21 protein-coding genes and 1 pseudogene are annotated in these 20474 nt (G+C 70.0%); 7 read left to right on the forward strand and 15 right to left on the reverse strand.

Annotation, left to right across the window (positions count from 1 at the left end; all coding sequences use genetic code 11):
* Positions 1-11 precede the first annotated feature (11 nt).
* From OG588_RS26060 to OG588_RS26075, 4 genes are read right to left on the reverse strand one after another with little or no spacing between them, the layout of a single operon-like run.
* A complete protein-coding gene (locus OG588_RS26060; RefSeq protein WP_405949393.1) occupies positions 12-743 on the reverse strand; it encodes an ANTAR domain-containing protein in 732 nt (243 codons plus the stop codon).
* 12 nt (positions 744-755) lie between these two features.
* The gene (locus OG588_RS26065; RefSeq protein WP_405949394.1) at positions 756-1610 is read right to left on the reverse strand and encodes a GAF domain-containing protein; all 855 of its coding nucleotides are present in this window, start codon (positions 1608-1610) and stop codon (positions 756-758) included.
* Between the two features lie 22 nt (positions 1611-1632).
* Complete coding sequence (locus OG588_RS26070; RefSeq protein WP_405949395.1) at positions 1633-3498, reverse strand: CheR family methyltransferase; 1866 nt, start codon at positions 3496-3498, stop codon at positions 1633-1635.
* The gene (locus tag OG588_RS26075; RefSeq protein ID WP_405949396.1) at positions 3498-4097 is read right to left on the reverse strand and encodes a chemotaxis protein CheB; all 600 of its coding nucleotides are present in this window, start codon (positions 4095-4097) and stop codon (positions 3498-3500) included. The genes OG588_RS26070 and OG588_RS26075 overlap by 1 nt, the downstream gene beginning before the upstream one ends.
* Positions 4098-4434: 337 nt before the next feature.
* On the opposite strand from OG588_RS26075, the gene OG588_RS26080 reads away from it, so the two are divergent.
* Entirely contained in the window at positions 4435-4806 is a 372-nt protein-coding gene (locus OG588_RS26080; protein ID WP_019055340.1) for an STAS domain-containing protein, read from the forward strand.
* A gap of 80 nt (positions 4807-4886) precedes the next feature.
* Here OG588_RS26080 and OG588_RS26085 read toward each other — a convergent pair.
* Positions 4887-5180: pseudogene (locus tag OG588_RS26085) on the reverse strand (GMC oxidoreductase); the annotation flags it as partial.
* Between the two features lie 69 nt (positions 5181-5249).
* Here OG588_RS26085 and OG588_RS26090 point away from each other — a divergent pair.
* Together OG588_RS26090 and OG588_RS26095 are read left to right on the forward strand one after the other, a co-directional pair.
* Positions 5250-7199, forward strand: a complete 1950-nt coding sequence (locus OG588_RS26090; RefSeq protein WP_405949397.1) for a serine/threonine-protein kinase — start codon at positions 5250-5252, stop codon at positions 7197-7199.
* Between the two features lies 1 nt (position 7200).
* A complete protein-coding gene (locus OG588_RS26095; protein WP_405949398.1) occupies positions 7201-8025 on the forward strand; it encodes an FHA domain-containing protein in 825 nt (274 codons plus the stop codon).
* A 185-nt stretch (positions 8026-8210) separates the two neighbouring features.
* Here the strand turns inward: OG588_RS26095 and OG588_RS26100 are convergent, their stop codons facing one another.
* Positions 8211-9551, reverse strand: coding sequence for an alpha/beta fold hydrolase (locus OG588_RS26100; RefSeq protein WP_405949399.1), 1341 nt, complete (start codon positions 9549-9551; stop codon positions 8211-8213).
* 134 nt (positions 9552-9685) lie between these two features.
* Complete coding sequence (locus OG588_RS26105; protein WP_405949400.1) at positions 9686-9979, reverse strand: hypothetical protein; 294 nt, start codon at positions 9977-9979, stop codon at positions 9686-9688.
* A 7-nt stretch (positions 9980-9986) separates the two neighbouring features.
* On the opposite strand from OG588_RS26105, the gene OG588_RS26110 reads away from it, so the two are divergent.
* Both OG588_RS26110 and OG588_RS26115 read left to right on the forward strand, forming a co-directional pair.
* Positions 9987-10286 carry a winged helix-turn-helix domain-containing protein gene (locus tag OG588_RS26110; protein ID WP_405949401.1) on the forward strand — a complete coding sequence of 100 codons (300 nt, stop codon included), beginning with the start codon at positions 9987-9989 and terminating at the stop codon, positions 10284-10286.
* A 126-nt stretch (positions 10287-10412) separates the two neighbouring features.
* Positions 10413-11051: a DUF6518 family protein gene (locus tag OG588_RS26115; protein ID WP_405949402.1), complete on the forward strand. Its 639-nt coding sequence runs from the start codon at positions 10413-10415 to the stop codon at positions 11049-11051.
* A gap of 22 nt (positions 11052-11073) precedes the next feature.
* On the opposite strand, the gene OG588_RS26120 is transcribed toward OG588_RS26115, so the two are convergent.
* Complete coding sequence (locus OG588_RS26120) at positions 11074-11484, reverse strand: winged helix-turn-helix transcriptional regulator (RefSeq protein WP_405949403.1); 411 nt, start codon at positions 11482-11484, stop codon at positions 11074-11076.
* Between the two features lie 93 nt (positions 11485-11577).
* On the opposite strand from OG588_RS26120, the gene OG588_RS26125 reads away from it, so the two are divergent.
* Positions 11578-12477 (forward strand): SDR family oxidoreductase, encoded by a 900-nt coding sequence (locus OG588_RS26125; RefSeq protein ID WP_405949404.1) that lies wholly within the window; start codon positions 11578-11580, stop codon positions 12475-12477.
* A 33-nt stretch (positions 12478-12510) separates the two neighbouring features.
* Here the strand turns inward: OG588_RS26125 and OG588_RS26130 are convergent, their stop codons facing one another.
* Positions 12511-13104, reverse strand: coding sequence for a TetR/AcrR family transcriptional regulator (locus OG588_RS26130; protein WP_405949405.1), 594 nt, complete (start codon positions 13102-13104; stop codon positions 12511-12513).
* A gap of 73 nt (positions 13105-13177) precedes the next feature.
* On the opposite strand from OG588_RS26130, the gene OG588_RS26135 reads away from it, so the two are divergent.
* On the forward strand, positions 13178-14146 hold the full coding sequence (locus OG588_RS26135) for an alpha/beta fold hydrolase (RefSeq protein WP_405949406.1): 969 nt from the start codon (positions 13178-13180) through the stop codon (positions 14144-14146).
* A 212-nt stretch (positions 14147-14358) separates the two neighbouring features.
* Here the strand turns inward: OG588_RS26135 and OG588_RS26140 are convergent, their stop codons facing one another.
* From OG588_RS26140 to OG588_RS26165, 6 genes are all read right to left on the reverse strand, one after another.
* A complete protein-coding gene (locus tag OG588_RS26140) occupies positions 14359-15444 on the reverse strand; it encodes a lactonase family protein (protein ID WP_405949407.1) in 1086 nt (361 codons plus the stop codon).
* A gap of 46 nt (positions 15445-15490) precedes the next feature.
* Positions 15491-16462: a sugar kinase gene (locus OG588_RS26145; RefSeq protein ID WP_405949408.1), complete on the reverse strand. Its 972-nt coding sequence runs from the start codon at positions 16460-16462 to the stop codon at positions 15491-15493.
* Positions 16459-17175, reverse strand: a complete 717-nt coding sequence (locus tag OG588_RS26150; RefSeq protein ID WP_405949409.1) for a bifunctional 4-hydroxy-2-oxoglutarate aldolase/2-dehydro-3-deoxy-phosphogluconate aldolase — start codon at positions 17173-17175, stop codon at positions 16459-16461. Before OG588_RS26150 ends, OG588_RS26145 begins: the two co-directional genes overlap by 4 nt.
* Positions 17172-18089, reverse strand: a complete 918-nt coding sequence (locus OG588_RS26155; protein ID WP_405949410.1) for a carbohydrate ABC transporter permease — start codon at positions 18087-18089, stop codon at positions 17172-17174. The genes OG588_RS26150 and OG588_RS26155 overlap by 4 nt, the downstream gene beginning before the upstream one ends.
* A gap of 67 nt (positions 18090-18156) precedes the next feature.
* On the reverse strand, positions 18157-19029 hold the full coding sequence (locus OG588_RS26160; protein WP_405949411.1) for a carbohydrate ABC transporter permease: 873 nt from the start codon (positions 19027-19029) through the stop codon (positions 18157-18159).
* A 133-nt stretch (positions 19030-19162) separates the two neighbouring features.
* Positions 19163-20431: an ABC transporter substrate-binding protein gene (locus OG588_RS26165; RefSeq protein WP_405949412.1), complete on the reverse strand. Its 1269-nt coding sequence runs from the start codon at positions 20429-20431 to the stop codon at positions 19163-19165.
* Positions 20432-20474: the final 43 nt, after the last annotated feature.

Here is a 20474-nt window from a genome sequence, read left to right on the forward strand (position 1 = left end):
GCGGGCCCGGTTCACTCCCCGGACAGACCGGGATCGGCGTGCCCTTCGACCACCTCGCGTGCCACGACGCTCACCAGCCGCTGACGTGAGCGCGCATGGGTGCGCAGGAGGTCGAAGGCGTCGTCCACGGTCATCTCCAGCCGGGCCGCGAGCACTCCCTTGGCCTGTTCGATGACGATGCGGTTGCTCAGGGCGAGTTCCAGCTGGGCCGCGAGGGTCCGGCTGCGGTCGGCCTCGCGGGCGCGTTCCAGGGTGACGGCGGTGAAGTCCGCCATCGACTGGCCGAGCGTCAGTGTTCCCGGAGTGAGGACGCTCTGCCGGGCGTGGGAGAGCAGCACGAGCGCACCGCTGATTCCGGTGTGTCCGCGCAGGGGGAGGGCCACCACGCGGGCGTAGCCGAGACCGAGGGCTCTGGGGGCGTAGTGCGGCCAGCGCTGCCTGGCCGGTCGGCCGTCGAGCGCCGCCTGGGTCGGGGGCGTGTGGGTACGGTGACAGTCGTTGCCGGGACCTTCGCGCCAGCCGACGGCGTCGTGTTCCAGCCGGGACACCGAGGGGTCGGAGCCCGCCACGTGCGCCGCCTCGAGCTCGTCGGGGGCGAACACCACGGCCGCGGCGCCGACGCCGAGCAGGGACGGGCTGCCGTGCGCGAGGACCGCCAGGGTTCCGGCAACGTCCGGGGGACCGTCCGTCGTACAGCCGGCCAGGGCCACGAAGACGTCGGCCAGCCGCTGTTCGGGCGTCATGGTGCCTCTTCCTCAGTTGAGTTCCGGGTCGCCGCGCAGGATCCGCCGGGAGACCGCGTCGAGAGACAGCTCCCCGGCGAACGCCCGGGCCTTGATGAGTGCCAGAGCGTCGGCGACGGGACAGCCGAGCCGTGCGGAGAGCATGCCGGCCGCCTGCTGCACGGTCGCCCGGTGGTCTGTGCCGCCGTAGAGGTCCGGGTCGGCGTCGGGGCCGAGCAGCACGATACGGGTGAGGGCTTCGGCGACCGCCGCGAGATCGGCCGGTCCGGCGAGGACGGGCCGCGGGTCGAACACCGCCAGTGCGCCGATGCAACCGGCCGCCGTCCCCAGCGGAACGGCGGCCACGGAGGTGATGCCCAGGGACGCGAGGGCGCGTCCGTAACCGGGCCAGCGTGTCCCGATCGCCGGGCCGGACGCGTGGACCGGGCGGTGTGCCGACGCTGCGTCCCGGGACGGGCCTTCGCCCAGGACGTACTCCAACTCCTGGGCGGCCCGGGACTGTTCGTCGGACACGGCGACCGCGAGCTGGTTCTGGCCGGAGTCGACCAGGATGAGTGCCGCGCTGTCCGTGCCGCACGCCTCCGCGACACCGGTCATGAACCGGGGCTGGTCCCCCTGTCCCGGAGTCCATTCCGCCGTACGGCGGGCGAAGGCCTCCTGGAGGCTTGCAGAGGAACGATGGCACGCGGCCGATCGCCGGTGCGTGTCCGCGATCCGCGCGTGGAACTCGCGTCCGGGCCTCGCCGCCAGCAGTTCGTGATGGGCGGCGGCCGCTTCGGCCCGCTCCGCGCGCTCGAGCGCCCGGGCGGCACGGCCCAGTGCCACCGCTGCCAGACCGAGGGCTTCTTCGTGCCCCTGCGGGTTCATGTCCGAAGCGTACGCCGCAGAGTCAGTCGGAGCCGGGACTTCGGCCTTCCTCCATCAGCAGGACGACGCCTCCGTTGTGGCTGTCGAACGGCGAGCAGTACACATCGCAGACAATGGACCTGCCGATACGGCTCAGGGCCTCCAGCGTGATCGGTCCGGTGCGTTCACGGGTCTCCATGCAGGTGCGCACTATGGGCAGCAGCACATCGGTGGGCAGTCCGAAGTCCAGCGCGAAGAACTCCTTGTCGAGGACCTCGTCCATCCGCAGCCCCCACAGGTCGACCGCGCCCCGGTTCCAGCTCTTGACCTTCAGGTCGTGGTCCAGGACCACCAATCCGGCCTCGATGCTGGTCAGGACGGCCGTCAGGAAGGCCCTGGCCTCGTTCAGGTCCTCGGTGCGGATGCGCATCTCGTCGTTCATGGTCTCCAGTTCCTCGTTGCCGGACTGGAGTTCCTCGTTGGTGGTTTCCAACTCCTCGTTGGTCGACTGGAGTTCTTCGTTGGTGGTCTCCAGTTCCTCGACGCTGGACTGGAGTTCCTCGTTGGTGGTTTCCAACTCCTCGTTGGTCGACTGGAGTTCCTCGTAGGCGGTCTCCAGATCCTCGCGCACCCGCTTGACCTCGGCCTTCAACTGCGAGGCCACGGTGACGTCGATGAAGGAGACGCTGGTGGCGACATGCAGGCTGTTGGGCCCGGTCAGGGGCTGGACGAGGATGTCGAAGTACTGGAGGTCCTCGCCGACCCTGCGCTCGACCCTGTTGACCCGGAGGGTGCGGCGCTCATGCGTGGACTGGTCGATCAGGGAGCGGAGTTCGACCGGCCGGTAGGAGATCTCCAGGTCCTGGAGGGGGCGGCCGATGTCGGTGGGGGTCAGGGAGAACTGGACCCTCGCCTGACTGTTGATCACCACGACCACTCCGTCGTCGTCGACGGCGATCGACGGGGTCGGGCCCGCGTCGAGGACGAGGTCGCGCAGTTGGCGGCTGCGCGCGACCGAGTGCGGTGCGGTGCCCGCGCCGGTTCTGATCTTCGCCGGAGCCGGGTGGTACGGCAGCCCGGCGTCGCCCGGACGGCGCCGGAAGACCCGCTGCCGCATGTTGACCACGTCGAACCGGTCGGCGTCGTTCAGCAGCATCTCCGCCTTGCCGAGGAACAGGAAGGCGTTCTTGCGCAGCGCGAAGTGGAACCTGTCGATGATCTGGGTCTGGGCCTCGACGTTGAAGTACATCAGCGTGTTGCGGCAGATCAGCAGGTCGAGCCGGGAGATCGGGGCGTCACGGGTGATGTCGTGCCGCCCGAAGATCACCCGGCGCCGCAGGTCGGGACGGAAACCGAACAGCGCGCCGTTCTGCTCGAAGTACTTCTCGCGCAGCTCGGCGGGGATGGCCTCCAGGGACTTCTCCGGGTACTGGCCCGACCGGGCCTGGCGCAACGCCTCCTCGTCGATGTCCGTGGCGTAGATCTTGACGCGGCGCAGACACTCCTCCAGGCCGAGCGCCTCCGCGAACATGATGGCCAGGGAGTACGCCTCCTCGCCGCTGGAACAGCCCGCGCTCCAGACCCTGATCTCCTGGTCGGGTGCGATGTCCGCGAGCATTTCGGGGACCACCTCCCGCTGGAGGAAGGTCCAGGCGTCCGGATCGCGGAAGAACGACGTGACGTTGATCAGGATCGTGTTGAAGAGGGCGTCGAACTCGCCCGCGCTGGTTTCGAGGAGATCCTGGTATTCGGTGTAGGTGGGGACGCCCACGTCGTTCATCCGCTTGTTGATGCGCCGGCCCAGGGTGGAGCGTTTGTAGCCCGTGAAGTCGAAGCCGCGGGCGTCCCTGATGAAGACGAGCAGCTCTTCCAGCGCCTCGTCGGTGGCGGCGTTCTGGGATTCGCTCATCACTGCCTCGTGACCTCGACGAGCCCGCGGACGACCGTGGCGATCTCCGCGAGGGGAAGGACGTAGTCCGCCGCTCCCGTGTCCACCGCGGCCTGCGGCATCCCCTTGAACTCCGCCGACAGCGGATCCTCGACGATCACCGTGCCCCCGCGCGACTTGACGAGGCCGACCCCCGTCGCGCCGTCGCTGCCGGTCCCGGTGAGTACGCAGGCGATCGCCCGCGGTCCGTAGGCCCCGGCGACCGATTCGAAGAGGAGGTCGGCGGAGGGCCGTACGAAGTGGACGAGCTTGGTGTCGGACAGGGTCATCACGCCGTCGGAGTCGATGAGGAGATGCCGGTCGGGCGGGGCGATGTACACCGTGCCGGGCAGCGCGCGCTCCCCGGCCTCCGCGAGCTTGACCAGTATGTCGGTGCGGCGGGAGAGGACATCGGCGATCACCGTCCGGTGCTTCGGGTCGAGGTGCTGGACCACCAGCACCGGTACCGGGAGGTCGGGGTCCAGCATCCCGAGCAGCACGATCAGCCCGTGGATGCCGCCCGCGGAAGACGCGACAGCGACGATCGCGTAGGGGTCCTCGTGGGACTGGTCGGCTGTCACACGGCGAGCCTAGCGGAGGCACGACCAGGTGGCGGGGCCGTGAGGGGGCCGGCGGACGGACGGAAGAAGGGGTCCCGTCCCCTTTCTTTCAGCCGCGTCAGAGGCGTGTGCATATATGCGAGAAAGGCGCACGCATTCAACGTCAAGACCTCATCCCGAATATCACTCCAAAGGGGTGTCCTGCCTTATGAATAAGGGCATTCATCCTTATTTGTGATCTGCCCTCGATCTAGGATTCCCTTGTCTCGTCACCCCTGCTCCCGGTGGCCGTGAACCCCTGTCGTCATCCGCCCCGGGACCGGTGCGGACAGCCCGCTGAATTCACGGTGATGCCTCCATGCCCCGGGAAACCCCTCCGCCCATTCGATACGTCCGCGTCTACCGGACACCAGGGCGCACCGTCGTCGAACTCCACGGTGCGATCGACATCGCCGCCGCCCTTCACCTCACTCCGGAACTCGACGCGGCGACGGACGGCCCGAATCCCTCGGTGGTGATCGACCTGACCCCCGTCGAGTTCATGGACTGCTCCGGGCTGAGGCTGCTGTGCCGTGCTCGACTGCGCGTCGAGGAACGGGAGGGGCAACTGACGCTCGTCTGCCCCCAGCCCATGATCCGCAAGATGCTTCGGATCACGGACCTCAGCCGGCTCTTCACCCTGGCGGCCGGCCTGGACGAGGCGCTCGGCCGGCATGCGTCCGCGAGCTGACGCACCTTTCCTGCCGGTCGGAACACCCGCCCGAGGTCCTGCCGCACGATCGTCCGCACGCTGTGTTCCGCCAGTGCGGCGATCGTCATGGACGGATTGCACGCGCCGGTGGCGCCCGGGATGCGGGCGCCGTCCAGGACGAAGAGGCCCTTCTGGCCGAGGGCGCGGCCGGTGAGGTTGACGGCACCTCCGAACGGAACGCCGCCCGTCGAGTGCCGGGTGGACTCCGCCTGCGCGAGACAGGTGACGTCGACGAAGTGCTTGCCGTCGCGCCGAGTGCGGTCGCTGCGAGTGGTCTGCGGCGGCTGAGGCCGGGCGTGGAGATGCGGCGGGGTGTGGCGGTTCGGGGTGAGTCCGCCTGATGTCCGGTGAATCCGATCACCCCCAAGTGCCGGATCTGTACACTCCGTTACCCGTCAGAACCGTGATCGAGGGGTGGGACGGTGCCGGTGACACCAGCGGCCGGGGACAGAGTCGACGGCCGGTATCTCCTGCACGAGCCCATCGGCACCGGCGGCATGGGCGTTGTGTGGCGGGCGTGGGACGAGCGGTTGCAGCGCTGGGTCGCGGTCAAGTGCGCGCGCCTGGACGACGATCGGGCCACCCGACGGCTGATGGGCGAGGCGCGCAACGCGGGGCGGCTGCACCACCCGAACATCGTCGCCGTCTTCGACTTCGTCGACGAGGGCGCCATCTGCTGGATCGTCATGGAGTACGTCCCCTCCCGCAGTCTCGCCCAACTCATGGCGGAGCGCGGCCCGTTGGCGCCCGAGGAGGCCGGGTCGATCGGCTGCCAGATCGCGGACGCGCTGGTGAAGTCGCATCGCGCGGGCGTGGTGCACGGCGATGTGACCCCGGAGAACATCCTCGTCACCGACGAAGGCGTCGCCCGGCTCACCGACTTCGGGATCTCCCGGGCGCTGTGGAACGACGTCACGCAGAGTGCGACGGGCAGCGTGCGCGGCAAACCCCGGTATCTGGCCCCCGAGGTGGCCAAGGGGCAGCCGCTCGGCCAGAAGGCGGACGTGTTCTCCCTGGGCGCCTCGCTGTTCGCGGCGGTCGAGGGGCAGTCGCCGTACGGCGAGGCCGAGCATCTGATGACGTATCTGACCCGGGCCGTCCAGGGCCACCTGGAGACCGCGCACCGGGCCGGGCAACTGACCGAGCCGCTGGCCGCGTTGCTGGAGGTGGAACCCCGGAACAGACCGGAGGCCACGCGGGCGCTCGAACTGCTGCGGCAGGCCACCCCGCCGCCCGCGCACGTCCAGGACCGGCTCGACCGCAGCACGCTCGAACTCACCTCCCGGACCATGCGGTTGGGAGGCGTCGTACGCGCCGCCAAGGACGGCCTCACGGTCCCGGTGCGCCGCCGTCGCGCCCTGGCGATCGCGGCCGTGGCGGTGGTCACAGGCGGTGCGCTCGCGGCCGGGCTCGTCCTCCTCGCTCCCTGGGACTCGCGAGGCGCGGACGGCAAGGACACCGTCGGCTCCGACGCGAAGCCCTCGGCATCGGCATCGGCGCGGGCCGGAACCATCGGCGACGAACGCACCGCCGACCCCTGCGGGTTGATCGACGCCGCCTCGCTGAGCCGCTTCGGCACCACCGTGCTGGACCCGGACTACGGCGACATCGACCGGTGCGACGTCATCCTGCTCAACAACGGCGGCGACGACAACGCCGGCGTGCAGGTCAACCTCGACTCCGACAGGGACGAGTTCGACAACATCGAATCCACCCAGCTGGTCCCCGACACCGACCTCACGCGGGTGGCGATCAAGCGGGACGGGAAGTTCTGCGAACGGGCCGTCCTGACCCCCGACGGCAAGCAGATCCGCGTCATCGGGCAGCAGTTCGACGCGAAGACGGCACCCGACCCGTGCCAGCTGGCCGACACCGCCACCGATCACGTGGTCAGCGTGCTGGCCCACGGCCCGGTGCCCCGGCGCACGGCCGCATGGCCCAAGTGGTCCCTGGCCAACCTGAATGCCTGCTCGCTGCTCGACGCCGCCGCACTCAAGCGGCTGCCCGGCGTCCAATTCGACAACGAGGACAGCGGGTTCGGCTCCTGGAACTGCGACTGGTCCAGCGACGGCGACGGCGACCGCGAGGTGGAGATCCGGTTCACCCGGGACAGCTCGCTGGACAGCGACGACGGAACGCCGGTGAACGTCGCCGGCACCAAGAGCTACTACAGACCGAACGACGAAGAGGACGACAGCTGCACCGTACGGACCCCGCACCGCGTCTACACGGACTCCGTCGGCGAGCGCACCGTCGAGATCCTCCAGCTGATCGTCTACGCGCCGGAGTCGAGCAAGCAACTGTGCGACAGCGCGGCGGAGTTCGCGGCCGTTGTCGTGAAGAACATCGCGAAGGAACAGGCGGACCGGTGACATGACACCACCGTCAACCCCCGACACCCCGCCGGGAACCCCCGATCCCCTGGCGGGCGGCCGACGCCTGCCCGCCTCGCACGGCAGCCTCGCCCGGGGCGCGTCCGCGCCGCTGCCCGGCACGCTCTTCGCGCTCGCGCTGACCGGCGGCATGACGCTGGGTCCCGGCGCCGGCCGCGAGGTCCTGTTCGGCCGCAACCGGCCCGAGGTGCATGTCTGCGTCGGCGAGGACGACCCCCAAGTCAGCCGCCACCAGGGCACGTTGACCCACCGGGACGGTCGCTGGTGGGTGACCAACGTCGGGCGGCTGCCGCTCCGCAGCGCCGCCGGCCGACTGCTGTTCCGGAACGAGGACCCTCTGCCGCTGGACACGGGCTACACCCCGCTGTTCGCCGGTGGTTCCCGTGGCCGCGAACACCTGCTGGAGGTTTTCGTCACCGGCCCCGAGGCTCTACGGCCGCAGCCCCGGCACGAGGACGTCACCCGGCCGCCCCGGGTGTGGGTGCTCACCGAGCAGGAGAAGCTCGCCCTCGTCGTACTGGGCCGGCGCTATCTGCTGCACGAACCCCGGCCGCAGCCGCTCACCTGGCGGCAGACCGCCGCCGAACTCGGCGAGGTGCAGCCCGGCGCCGGCTGGACCGACAAACGCGTCGAACACCTGGTCAACGGCGTGCGCACCCGCCTGTCCCGCGACGGCGTGCCCTGGCTGACCCGCGAGGAACTCGGCGAACCGGTCGGCAACGCCCTCAACGACCATCTGATCCGGGCCCTGTTGGCGTCGACGACGCTCGTCCCGATGGACCTGGCGCTGGTCGACGCGGCCTGACGTACGGTCCGGGCGGGGGTGGCGGCCGGTCCCCCGATCCGGCCGCCCGCTCTCTTCTCGCCCGTCCCTGCCACCGGCTGCTCCTCCCCGTCGTACCGGTTGCCGTCAGCTTGGTACGACCGGCCCGGGACCCCTCCCGAGAGCAGGGGGCAGGGGCGGAGGGCTGGAGGTTCGGGGGTGGAGGGTCAGGGTTGTACGGGCATGGTCCAGCAGTTGGAGTGGGTCGGCTCGCCCGCGAGGCGGTCGGTGAGCCAGGAGATGGCGGCGCCCTGGTCGGTGAGCAGCGGCGCGAAGTGGTTGAGGAGCGCGCTGCCGACACTGGGCAGGACGACAGCCTTGTACGTGACGTCGGCACCCTTCGCGCACCAGTCCAGGGCGAGTTGGCGGGCCTGCGCGTGCGGGACGAGGTTGTCGCTGACGCCGGTGGCGAGGCGGACGGGGCCGGACGGTTTCAGGGTGCCGATGCGCTGGCTGTCAAGGAAGCTCTTCAGCGCGGGAGTTGAGGCGATGATGTCGCTGATGGACTCCCCGTCGGTGGTCCAACTGCTGCTCCGCGTATAGCCGTAGCCGAACAGCGCGTCCCCGACGCACATCGTCGACAGGTCGGTGAGCGCGGCCTTCCCGGCGTCGTTGAGATGCGCCTCGGCGAGTGGCTTCAACGCCGGGTCGGACTGGAGGAACCCGTTGAGCGACCAGCCCAGCGCGCCCGCGAGTTCGCTGCCGTCGATGGCCTTGGTGACGGAGGTGAGATCGGCGGGCGGGGCTCCGGCGTAGGTACCGGCGAGGGTGACGTCGGGGGCGTAGGAGGCCTGGAGTTCGGCGGCAGCGGCGGTGGCTCCGCCGCCCTGGCTGTACCCGTAGAGCCCGACGGGTGAGCCGGCGGTGACCGAGGCGCCGGTCACCGAACGGGCCGCGCGCACGGAGTCCAGCACCGCGTGCGCCTCGTCGATGCGGTTGACGTAGGTGTGCAGCCGGTCCGTCGCGCCGAGTCCGACGTAGTCCGTGACGACGACGGCGACGCCCTCGGCGAGGAGACGGTAGATCGCCAGATCCTCGTAACCGACGGAAACCGTCTGGCTGTTGAGGGACAGGGGGTGTTCCAGCCCCATGGACGCCGAGCACTGGTCGCCCTGTCCCAGGGTGCCGGGGGCGAGGGCGACGAGGGCGCGCGGGCCGTCGCCGGACCAGTCGGCGGCCGGTTCGATGTAGGCACCGGTGACGGCGACGGGCTGCCCGTTCGAGTCGGTGGACTTGTACATCAGCCGGGTCGCGGTACCGGGCAGGGTGCTGCCGTCGAGTCCTGGCAGGCTCAGGGCGAGGGGGAGGGGCTCGCTGCGGATGAGGGAGCCGTCGGAGGTGGGGAGGGTGGTGGGCGGGTTGTAGAACTCGGGGATGGTGACGCCTCTGGAGACGATCTCGTCCGAGGCGGTTGCGGCGGCGGCGGTCGTGAGGGCGAGGCACTGGGCGCCGAGACACGCGGTGGCGGTGAGTGCGGCGGCGAGCAGGCTTCGTTTGCGTGCGGGCATGGCGAACCTCCTGTGGAGCGGCCGTCCGGAGAATGGTTCGCCTGGAACTTACCTGCGGGTAAGTTACTCGTGATACCTGTCGGTAGGTTACGTTTCGGTAATGTGACGGACTGTCGGCTGATTCTGTGAGTCGGCTACAGGTCGGCCATCAGTCCGCCGCCGTTGTCACCGTCACCGCCACCAGCTCCAGGAAACCCGGCTACGGCCTGCGGTTCGCTCACCATCAGGTCGTGGCTGGTGTCGATGTCCCACAACCGCCCGGCCGCGCGCGCCGGTTCGAGGTCCGCCGGATCGCGGTACGGCAGCGTCGAGGTGCAGACGATCTGGGACTGCGGAAGCGCCCGCACCGCCGCCTCGTCGTGGAGCCGCAGCGGCTGGTCGAAGCACTTCCCCGGACCAGAAGGACGCGGGCGACTGGACGAGATCATCCATCCGGTGACCCGGCTGTCGATCTGCGGACTGCTCGCCGCGGGCCCGCAGTGGGTGGAGTTCTCCGTCGTGCGGGACACCGTGGGGGTGAGCGATTCGGTGCTGTCCAAGCAGTCCCGGATCCTGGAGGACGCCGGCTACCTCGAAGTGCGCAAGGGCGCGGTCGGACGACGTCCACGAACCTGGTTCCGGCTCACCCCCGAGGGCCGCACCGCGTTCGCCGAACACCTCACCTGGCTGCAGAACGCCGCGCAACTCGCCGCCGACCGGGCACCGGCCGACGGCGGCGGCGACCTGGAGCGCTGAGGAAGGGGGCGAGGCCCTTGTGGTTCGGGACGGGCCCGGCCGAGCCGTGCCGGCCCCCTTGGTGAAAGCGACGGGCTCACAGTGGCTATACATCGAGAGTATACGTCATGTGTATAGTGCTGGGGCATGGCTACCGTAACCGCGTCCCGTTGCGACACCCCTGTCGCCGTCCTCACCGCGACCGCGGCCTTCGGGCTGCTGCTCGGCTGGGCGACGTACGGCCTGCACGGGACGACGCCCCTGTTGGAGAGGGCGACCAACTCGGTGTCCACCTGGATCATCTGGACTGCCGCGGCCGGTGCGCTGATCCGTGCCCGGCGGCTCGCCGTCTGGGGTGGGGCGGTGATGATGCTCGCGACCTGCGGCGGCTACTACGCGGCGTCCACGCTCGGGGACACGTTCGGGGCCGGGGGGCTCGGAACCGCCGCCGTGTGGTCGGTTGCGGGGATGGCCGGCGGGCCGCTGCTGGGGTGGGCCGGGTGGACGCTACGGCGCGGGCGGGGGGACGTGCGGGCAGTGGCCGGGGCGGTCGTCGCGACGGTGGTGCTGGGGGAGGCCCTCTGGCTGGCTCTGGCGCTCCACTATTGGGGAGAGGCGGTCGTCTTCCTGGCCGCCGGCGCGCTGCTCACCGCTCTCCTGACCCGCTACCTGGCGCGCGCGGGGGTGCACCGCTACTGGCTGTGCGCCGTGCTCGCTCCCGTGGGCGGCCTCGCCTTCTACCTCGCCGAGCAGGGCATCCTCGGCGCCCTGCTCGGATCGGTGTGACTCCGTCCAACTCCGCACTCGGTCACATGTGTTGGTCTTGCGGGAGGCGTGCGCCTTCGCGCCGTCCCGCGTCACCCGACGACAACCGCAGGGTGATCCGGTCGAACAGTTCCGACAGCGGCTCTCCGACCTCCCGGCCGAACTCGGTCAGTCCGTACGTGACTTGAGGCGGTGACGTCGGCTCGACCTCGCGCCAGAGCAGGCCGTCCTGGACAAGGGCGCGGAGGGTCTGGGCGAGCATCTTCTCGCTGATGCCCCGGATGCTCTCGCGGAGTTCGTAGAAGCGGAGGCTGTTGCCGCGCAGGGAGATCAGCACCCAGACGCCCCACTTGCTGGTCACGTGGTCGACCATGTCGCGGGCCAGGCAGTCGGTGTGAAACACCTCATACCGCGGACCCGGCTCGCCCCTTCTCTCCTGCACGCCTTCCGTCACGTTATGAGCTTACCTCGGGGTATGTCCTTACCAAAAGTTAGCCCGGCTCCTAGCGTGACGGCCGTAGAAGTACAGGCGACAAGGGAGCTGAACATGATCGTGGTGACCGGGGCTACCGGGAACATCGGCCGGCCGTTGGTGCGGGCGTTGGTCGGGGCGGGGCAGCAGGTGACGACGGTGTCGCGGCACGCGCCGACGGGGGCGGGGACGGAAGCGGCGATCGCGACGTCGACGTCGACGTCGACGGTGAAGGCGCCGTTGCCGGACGGCGTCCGCCATGTGGTCGCCGATCTCGCCGAACCGGCAGGCCTCAAGCCCGCGTTGGCCGGAGCGAAGGCGCTGTTCCTGCTCCTCTCCGGCGATCTGCATGCCACCGGGGCCAACCCGGCCGACATCATCGGCGTGGCCGAGGCCGCCGGGGTCCGGCGGGTCGTCCTGCTCTCCACCCAGGGCGTGTCGACCAGGCCGTTCGGCGCGACGCGGGTCGCGATGCGTGCGCTGGAGGACGTACTGCGGGGGTCCGGCCCGGAGTGGGCGATCCTGCGGCCGGGCGGCTTCGCCTCCAACTCCCTCTGGTGGGCCGAGTCCATCCGCGCGCAAGGGGTCGTAGCCGCGCCCTTCGGTGACATCGGGGTGCCGATCGTCGACCCGGCGGACATCGCCGAGGTCGCGGCGGCCTGCCTGCTGGACGACCAACACACCGGCGGTGTCTACGAGTTGACCGGCCCGCAGGTGATCACCCCGCGTGGGCAGGCGGAGGCCATCGCCGCCGCGCTGGGTTCGCCGGTACGGTTCCACGACCTCACCCGCGAGGAGGCCAAGGCTGCGATGTCCCAGAGCATGCCGGCGGAACTCGCCGAGGACACCCTGACCATCCTCGGTTCCCCCAGCCCGGCCGAACTGCGCATCAGCCCGGACGTCGAACGGGTCCTCGGCCGCGCCCCGCGCCCGTTCGCGGACTGGGCCGCGCGCCATGTGGACGCGTTCCGCTGAGGCCGGGCGCCGGACGCGGCCTGAGCGCGCGCTCTAACCCCGGCCGTGCAACGCCTGCGCGAGCGCGTCCATGCTGATGTCGACGATCGCGCCGAGCTGCTTCCCGCTCGCCCCCGCCCTGCTCATCACGGCCAGCGACTGATTGACCGCCGTGATGTGCGTGGCGTGGTCCTCGGCGTCACCCTCGGTCAACTCGGCCCTGCACAGGACGGTTTGGAGCCGCGCGCGCTGCAGCCCCACGGCTTCGATCGCGCGCGCGGCGATGGCGGGGCTGAGGACGGGTATCGCCATCGCGGTCTGGGCGACCAGGCAGCCGTCCGGTACGGCGGGGTCGGCGATGCGGTGGAGGGTGACGTCGAAGAACGCCCGGATCGCGCGCAACGCTTCACCGGACGCACCGGAGTCGAGCGCTTGCTGGTACCTCTCTCCGTACCGGACGGCATAGCGGTCCAGGCACCGCAGATAGAGCGACTCCTTGTCGCCGAACGAGGAGTAGAGCGAACTCCGGTTCAACCGCGTCGCGTTGGAGAGATCGTCGAGCGAGGTGTCGGCGTACCCGTCCCGCCAGAACTGGACCATCGCCGCGTCGAGCGCGACCTCCACGTCGAACTGCTTCTTCCCGGCCATCCCACACACCCCGTTCTCGACCCGGCCCATCCTATCCTGAACCAAGCGGTCCAAGATGAGCTAGCCTGGATGCATGACCGAAGCCGACATCACCCCGAACGGCTCACCCGACCGGAATCCGGCCCCCACCTCCGTCGCCGTAGCCGCTCTCCCGCTGCGCGACCTCCCCGGCTTCACCCACCGCTGGGTCGACGCGGACGGAATCCGCCTGCACGCCGTGGAAGGCGGCAGCCCGAGCGCCCCTACGGTCGTGCTGCTCGCCGGATTCCCGCAGAACTGGTGGGCCTGGCACAAGGTGATGCCCCGCCTCGCCGAGCGCTTCCACGTGATCGCGGTCGACCTCCCGGGCCAGGGCCACTCCGACCGCCCCGAAGCGGGCTACGACAGCCACACCCTCGCCGCGCGCGTCCAGGCCGCGCTGACCGCGCTCGACGTACCGAAGTACTGGCTCGCCGCCCACGACATCGGCGCCTGCGTCGCCTTCTCGCTCGCCCTGAAATACCAGGACCACCTGCACGGCGTAGCCCTCCTCGACGCCGGCATCCCCGGAATCACCCTCCCGGACAGCATCCCCACGGACCCCGAACGGGCCTGGAAAACCTGGCACTTGGCCTTCCACCTGGTGCCCGACCTGCCCGAGACGCTGATCACCGGCCGCGAACAGGCCTACGTGGCCTGGTTCTTGAGAACCAAAACCCTCTCCCCAACGACCTTCAACACCGCCGAGATCACCTACTACGCAGCCTCCATCGCAGCCGAGGGTGGCCTCCGAGCGGCTCTCGCCTACTTCCGCGACGCGTCGGAATCAGCCCGCGAGAACCGAGCCGCTCTCGCCTCCCTGGGCGGCCACTTGAACCTCCCCGTCCTCGGAATCTCCAGCTCCCACGGCTCGATCCCCGACATGGCCGCGTCCCTCGCCCCCTGGGCGAAGAACGTCACCGGCGCCGTCATCCCGGACGCCGGTCACTTCATTCCGGAGGAGCAACCGGGCGCGGTCGCGGGGGCGTTGAGCGCGTTTATCGAACACGCGGGTGTCGAGTAACGGGCATGCCAGAAGGCGGAGGCGACAGGGCCGATGACCTGGGCGCCTGCGGCAAGTCTCAACGACACCGCTGACCGGGCCAGTTGGACGGCCTCGGCGTGGGTCGCCGTCGCCGTGGACACCTGAAGACAGTCGGTCATGGGTGCGAGGGTTTCCCTGTGCGTCGGCGGTGCCGTAGCCCTTCGCACGCCCACCCCGCCGAACCGCACCGCTCAGACCACCAACGCACACACCACCGAAGCCACCTCCACCACCACCCCTGCCGCCACCAACGACCCGTCCCCCGAAACCCCCAACGCCGCGACCGTCCCGCTGTGTTGGTTGGCCACCAGCAGACACCCCGGCGCCGGAGTCAGCCCGCGAGGCCAGGTCCCCCCGCCCGGAACCTCACCGAGCGGTTCAAGCTCCGTGCCCGCGATCCGGAACGCCGCCACCGTGTCCGCACCCCGGTTGGTGACCCAGACATAGCGTCCGCACTCCGAAGTCACGATCCCGCCCGGCTGGTTGGGGATGTCCGCCACGGCCGTCGCCGGCACCCGGGACAGTTCGTGCAGGGTGCCGGTCTCCGCGTCGTAGCGGTGGCAGGTCACCGTCGAGGAGAGTTCGTCGGCACTGAGCACCAGCTCGCCGGACGGGGTGAAGGCGAGGTGCCGGGGGCCGGAGCCCGGGCGGAGCTGGGAGGCGCCCACCGGCTTCAACCTGCCCGCATCAGCATCGAGTTGGTACGTGAACACCGTGTCCGCGCCCAGGTCGGTGGCCAGGACGTAACGGCCGGCCGGGTCGGTGATGACCTGGTGGGCGTGGGTGCCCTCCTGGCGGCCGACCACCGGCCCCGAACCCTTGTGCTCGACCACGTCCGTCAGGTCCACGAGCCTGCCGTCGCCGTCCAGACGGTGCACCGCCACCGTGCCGGGCAACGTGTCCGTGCCGTAGTTGGCGGTGAGGAGGAAGTCGCCGCTCGGGTGGACGGACAGGTGGCACGGGTTCGCGCCGCCGCTGGTCAGAGGTGCCCCCAGCGGCTCGGGCGCCGCGTCCTCCCGCAGGGCGAACGCGCCCACCGCGCCCGGCGTCGACTCGTGCGTCGTGTAGACGATGGGCAGTGTCGGATGCGCCGCGAGATACGAGGCGCCGCTCGCCGCCACCGCGTCCACCACCCGCAGCCCGTCCCCCGGCGTGAAACGCAGCGCCGTCACCCCGACGCCCTCACCACCGGTGTCCGACGTGTAGGAACCGGTCAGGACAGTAACTCGCCCAGTTCCAAGGGCGTTTGACTGGTCATCAACTGTCTGTTCTGCCATGTGAGTTCAGTTCCTCAGCGAAGTACGGTGCGAGCGGCGGGAGTTGTCAGCGGAGCACGTCGTCGTGGTGGTCCAGCAGGGCGAGTTCGGCCCGGCGCGGGAGGCCCTCCCAGTCACCCTCCGTGCCGACCGCGAACGCGCCCAGCCGGGCCGCCGTGTCCAGCCGGACTTCAGGAGCGGCGCCCGCCAGCAGCTCGGCCAAGTAGCCCGCCACGAAGGCATCTCCGGCCCCCACCGAGTCGTGAACGCGGGCGGGCAGGGCGGGTTGGCGGTACGGGCGGCCGTCGACGAGCGCGAAGGCTCCCTCCGCGCCCAGCTTGATCACCGCACCGGACGGACCCAACTCGCAGATCCCCTTGGCCAGTTCCTCGGGCTCGTGGCGGTCCGGTACCGCCAGCCGCGCCTCGTGCGGGCCCGCGAACACCAGGTCGCTGTCCCGCAGGAGAGGCAGGACCGCCTCCCTCGCCTCGTCCTCGTTCCACAGCAGGGAACGGAAGTTGATGTCGAGCGAGACCAACACCCCAGCGCCGCGCGCGATGTCCACCGCCCGGCGGACCGCTCGCGCCGGGCCTTCCCCCAACGCCGGTGTGATGCCGGTGATGTGGAGGATCGTCGCCCCCGCCACCACCTCCTCCGGAATGTCCTCCGGGACCAGGCGGACCCCCGCCGTCGCCGTCCGGTAGTAGCGCATCCGGTGATGCGTACTGGTGCGCTTCTCCTTGAGGAGCAAGGAAGTTGGGGCCGGGTCACGAACCGCGAGGGCGGTGACCCCCTCCGCCCGCAGCTCGCGCAGCACCAGCTCACCCAGCTCGTCGTCGCTCACCCGCCCGATCCAGGTCGCCCTGCCGCCCAGGCGGCTGACGCCCACGGCCACGTTCGACTCGGCGCCGGCGATGCCGAGGCGCAGGGTGGTGCCCAGGGTGAGCGGGCCGGGGCCGGCGGCGGACAGGACGCCGAGGGTCTCGCCCACGGTGACGAGGTAGGGCTCGTCGCTCTCGACCGGCTTGCGGCTGTTCACAGGTGTCGCTCCTTGGCCCCGGTGTCGGGCCTGACCGTCTTCAGCAGTGCGCGTGCCCGTGTCGTGAGGGCGTCCAGCGCCTCCGGGGCGGGATCCCGGTCGGCGCCGCGCAGCAACGGCGAGCCGACGCCCACCGCGAGTGCCCCCGCGGCCAGGTACAGCCCGGCCGCTTCGAGGTCCACGCCGCCGACCGCCATGAGGGGTATCTCCGGTAGCGGGGCGCGGAGTTGGGCCAGGTGTGTCGGTCCTCCGGTGCAGGCGGGGAAGAGTTTCACGGCCGCCGCGCCCGCCCGCCAGGCGGTGATCACCTCGGTCGCCGTCCACGCTCCCGGGTAGAAGGGGATGCCCTGGTCGGCCGCGGCGCGGATGACGTCCGGTTCGACGTTCGGGGCGACCAGGAACGCGGCGCCCGCCGCCAGCGCGTCCCGGGTGTCGGCCGCGGTGAGGACCGTACCGGCGCCGACCGAGACGGCGGCGCCGAGTTCGTCCTTGATACGGGCGATCGCGTCCAGCGCGCCGCCGGTGGTGAGGGTGACCTCCAAGCAGGTGACCCCGCCGGCCGCGAGGGCACGGGCCGCGGCGGGCAGCCCGGAGGCGTCGGCCGACCTGAGGATGGCCATGACCCGGGTGCCGGTCAACTGGGCAGTGACCGGGGGCCGTTGAAACTCTCGTACCTCTCGTACGTCGTCCTGCATCTGCTGACGTTCCGTCACTTGACCGCCCCCGCAGACATTCCGGCGACCATCTGGCGCTGGAAAAAGATGAAGATGACGAAGAGGGGCAGCACGCCGAGCAGCGCGGCCGGGAAGAGGGTGGTGGGCTGCACGGTGTGCGGGTCGATGAAGGAGTACGCGTTCACCATGACCGTGCGCTTGCCCGGGTCCTGGAGGAACACGAGGGGGACGAGGAGGTCGTTCCAGATCTGGAGCGAGATGAACGTCAACAGGGTGCTGGTGACCGGCCGTAGCAGCGGCAGGATGATGACGAAGAAGGTGCGCAGCGCGCCGCAGCCGTCGAGGGCCGCCGCCTCCTCCAGGTCGGTCGGGATCTGGCGGATGAAGCTGGTGTAGAAGAACACGGCCAACGGCAGGTTGAGCGCGGTGTAGATGAAGACGACGCCCGCGTAGGTGTCCAGCAGGTTCAGGTCGCGCATCAGCAGGTACAGCGGTGCCACGACGACGAACACCGGGATCGACGTGCCGAGGATGAAGAGCCGGTACACCGCCGTCGACCAGCCCGCGGTGATCCGGGCCAGCGGGTAGCCCGCGAGCGCGCCGAGCACCGTGATCAGCGCGCACGAAAGCCCGGTGATCAGAAGGGTGTTGAGGGTGCTGGTGCCGTAGTGGATCTGGCTGAAGGCGTGCGTGAAGTTCTTCAGCGTGAAGGAGTGCGGCACGCCCAGCGGGGAGCGCGCCACGTCCGCCGCCGTGCGCAGCGAGGTCACGATCGTGAAGACGAACGGCAGCACGAACAGGACGGTGCCGAGGCAGAGCACCGTCGTGCCGAGCCCGGCCGCGAGCCTGCGCGGGGTCCATGGCTCGGCGGTGGCGGGCCGGGGCGCGTCACGCTTCCCGGCGGGGCGGCCGACTTCCGGTGCGGGGACCGGAGTTGTGAGGGGTGAGGTCATGGGGTGATCCGTCCGATTCCAACGGTGCCGACGGGGTGCGTACGTCCTGGGAGGCGTCCGTACGGCGTCATACGCGCCGTTCGCGCAGCCTGAGCAGGGAGTTGGTCGCGCTGGACAGGACGACCACGGTCACCAGGAGCAGCACCGCGACGGCGACACCGTAGGCGAACTTCCCGCCGCCGAAGATGTTCCGGTACACGAGCAGGGTCAGGGTGTCGGTCGCGCCGGCCGGGCCGCCGTTGGTCAGGACGAGCGGGAACTCGAAGACCTTGAGCGAACCGATCAGGCTGAGCGTCACGTTGACGGTCAACGCCGGTGCCAGCAGCGGCCATTCGATGCTGCGGAAGCGCCGCCAGCCGCTCGCGCCGTCCAGGGCGGCGGCCTCCAGCAGCTCGGTCGGCATACTCAGGTAGCTGGCGAGGAAGATCGCGCACGAGTAGCCGGTGAACATCCAGATGTTGACGGTCGCCACCGAGTACAGCGCGGTGGACGGGTCGCCGAGCCAGACGTGCTTGAGCGCGCCGAGGCCGACCCCGTCGAGCAGCGCGTTGAGGCCGCCGTTCGGTGCGAAGAGGTACGACCAGATGAACGCGGCCATCAGCGGCGAGATGAGCGTCGGGGTCAACAGGACGACGTTCAGGGCCTTTCGGACCCTCGGGCGGCGGAACAGCAGCGACGCGAAGAGCAGCCCGAGGCCGTTCTGCACGACGACGACCACGACGGCGTAGAGGACTGTGTGCCACAGCGCCGCGGAGACCGCCGGGTCGTCCGCCATCGCCTTGTACTCGTCCGTGCCGACGAAGTGGGAGATCGGGCCGCCGACGCTGTCGGTGAAGCTCAAGTACACGCCCTGGAACAGCGGATACAGGATGAAGAGCGCGTACACGGCGATCGCGGGGAGCAGAAAGGCGGCCATGGTGGCACGCCGTCGGTGGAACACGGGGGATCAACCTCCTTGGCCGACAGGCCCCTTGGGGGAGGGGGCGGGGTGGGATGAGGGTGGTGGGCCGGCCGGCTCGGTCACCCGGCCGGTGTTCGACCGACCGGACAGCCCAACTACCCCACCGATGCGGCTACTTGGCGGACGCCGCCGTCTGGATGTCCTTCAGCGTCTTCGCCGCGTCGGACTGGCCCAGCAGGAACGACTGGATCTTGGAGCCGGTGTCGGTCTCCGCCTGGGCGCCGTACCAGGTGTTGGAGGGCAGGACCCGGTAACGGCCTTCGCTGAAGGCGGTGTTGAAGATCGTCGTCTCCGTCGAGTCGGGCGTGGTGCCACCGGTGAACGGGGACTCGGCGTGCTCGGCGTCCAGGTACTTCGCCAGATTCGCGCTCTGCGACCAGAACTTCACGTACTCCTTCGCCGCATCCGCGTGCTGCGACTGGGAGTTGACACCCCACGCCGTACCGGAGAACAGCATCGCGTTCGGCTTGGTGCCCGCGGCGCCGCCCGGCCAGGGGGCGAACGAGACCGGGAAACCGGCCTTCTTGATGTTGGAGACCTGCCAGGCACCCTGGTACCAGAACGCGCTCTTGCCCGCGCTGAAGTCCTGCGGGCCCTGCGACCACTCGTCGACGCCGAGCTCGTTCTTCCAGTTCACATAGCCCTTGTCACCAAGGGTCTTGAGCTGGTCGAGCGGCTCCTTCCAGTCCGAGCCGAAGGAGGCCTTGCCGGCCAGGAAGTCCGCGTCCCACTGCTTGTTCTTCTGGTAGACGGTCGTCGAACCGCTCGCCTGGAAGATGGAGCTACCGGTCCAACCCGCCTTGTCCGGCAGCGAGATGGGCGTGATCCCGGCCTTCTTGATCTTCGCGAGGTCGGCGAGGAACGTCGGCCAGTCGGCGGGGACCTCGGTGATCCCGGCCTTCTTCAGCAGGTCCATGTTGGCGTACAGACCGATGCCGATCAGCTCCATCGGCATGGCCAGCGTCTTGCCGTCGCTCTGCGTGAACGGCTTCGCGGCCGAGGATATGGAGCTGACCCACGACTCGTTCGACAGGTCCGCGAGGTAGCCGGAGGCGCCCCACTTCTTCATCTTGTCCGCGTCGACCATGATGACGTCGCCGGCCTTGCCGCCGAGCAGCTCGGGCTGGAGCTTCTGGGTGTAGGTCGGGTCCGCGGTGGTGTACTTGAAGTCGATCTTGATCTTCGGATGCGCCTTCTCGAAGGCCTTGTTGATCTCGGCGATGTTCGCCGGCTCCGCGCCGCCGCCCTTCCATGCCTCGACGTGGAGCGTGACCGTCCCGTCCGCGGAGGTCGAGTCGGACCCGCCGCCACAGGCGGCGAGCGACGTCGCCAGGGCGGCGACCGTGGTGGCGACCGCGAGCAGTCTCCCGGAGCGCTTCATTGCACACCTCACCCATCATCGGCGCATGCCGATTTCGTCGTGC

Source organism: Streptomyces prunicolor (genome assembly GCF_045162825.1).
Lineage (GTDB): Bacteria > Actinomycetota > Actinomycetes > Streptomycetales > Streptomycetaceae > Streptomyces > Streptomyces prunicolor.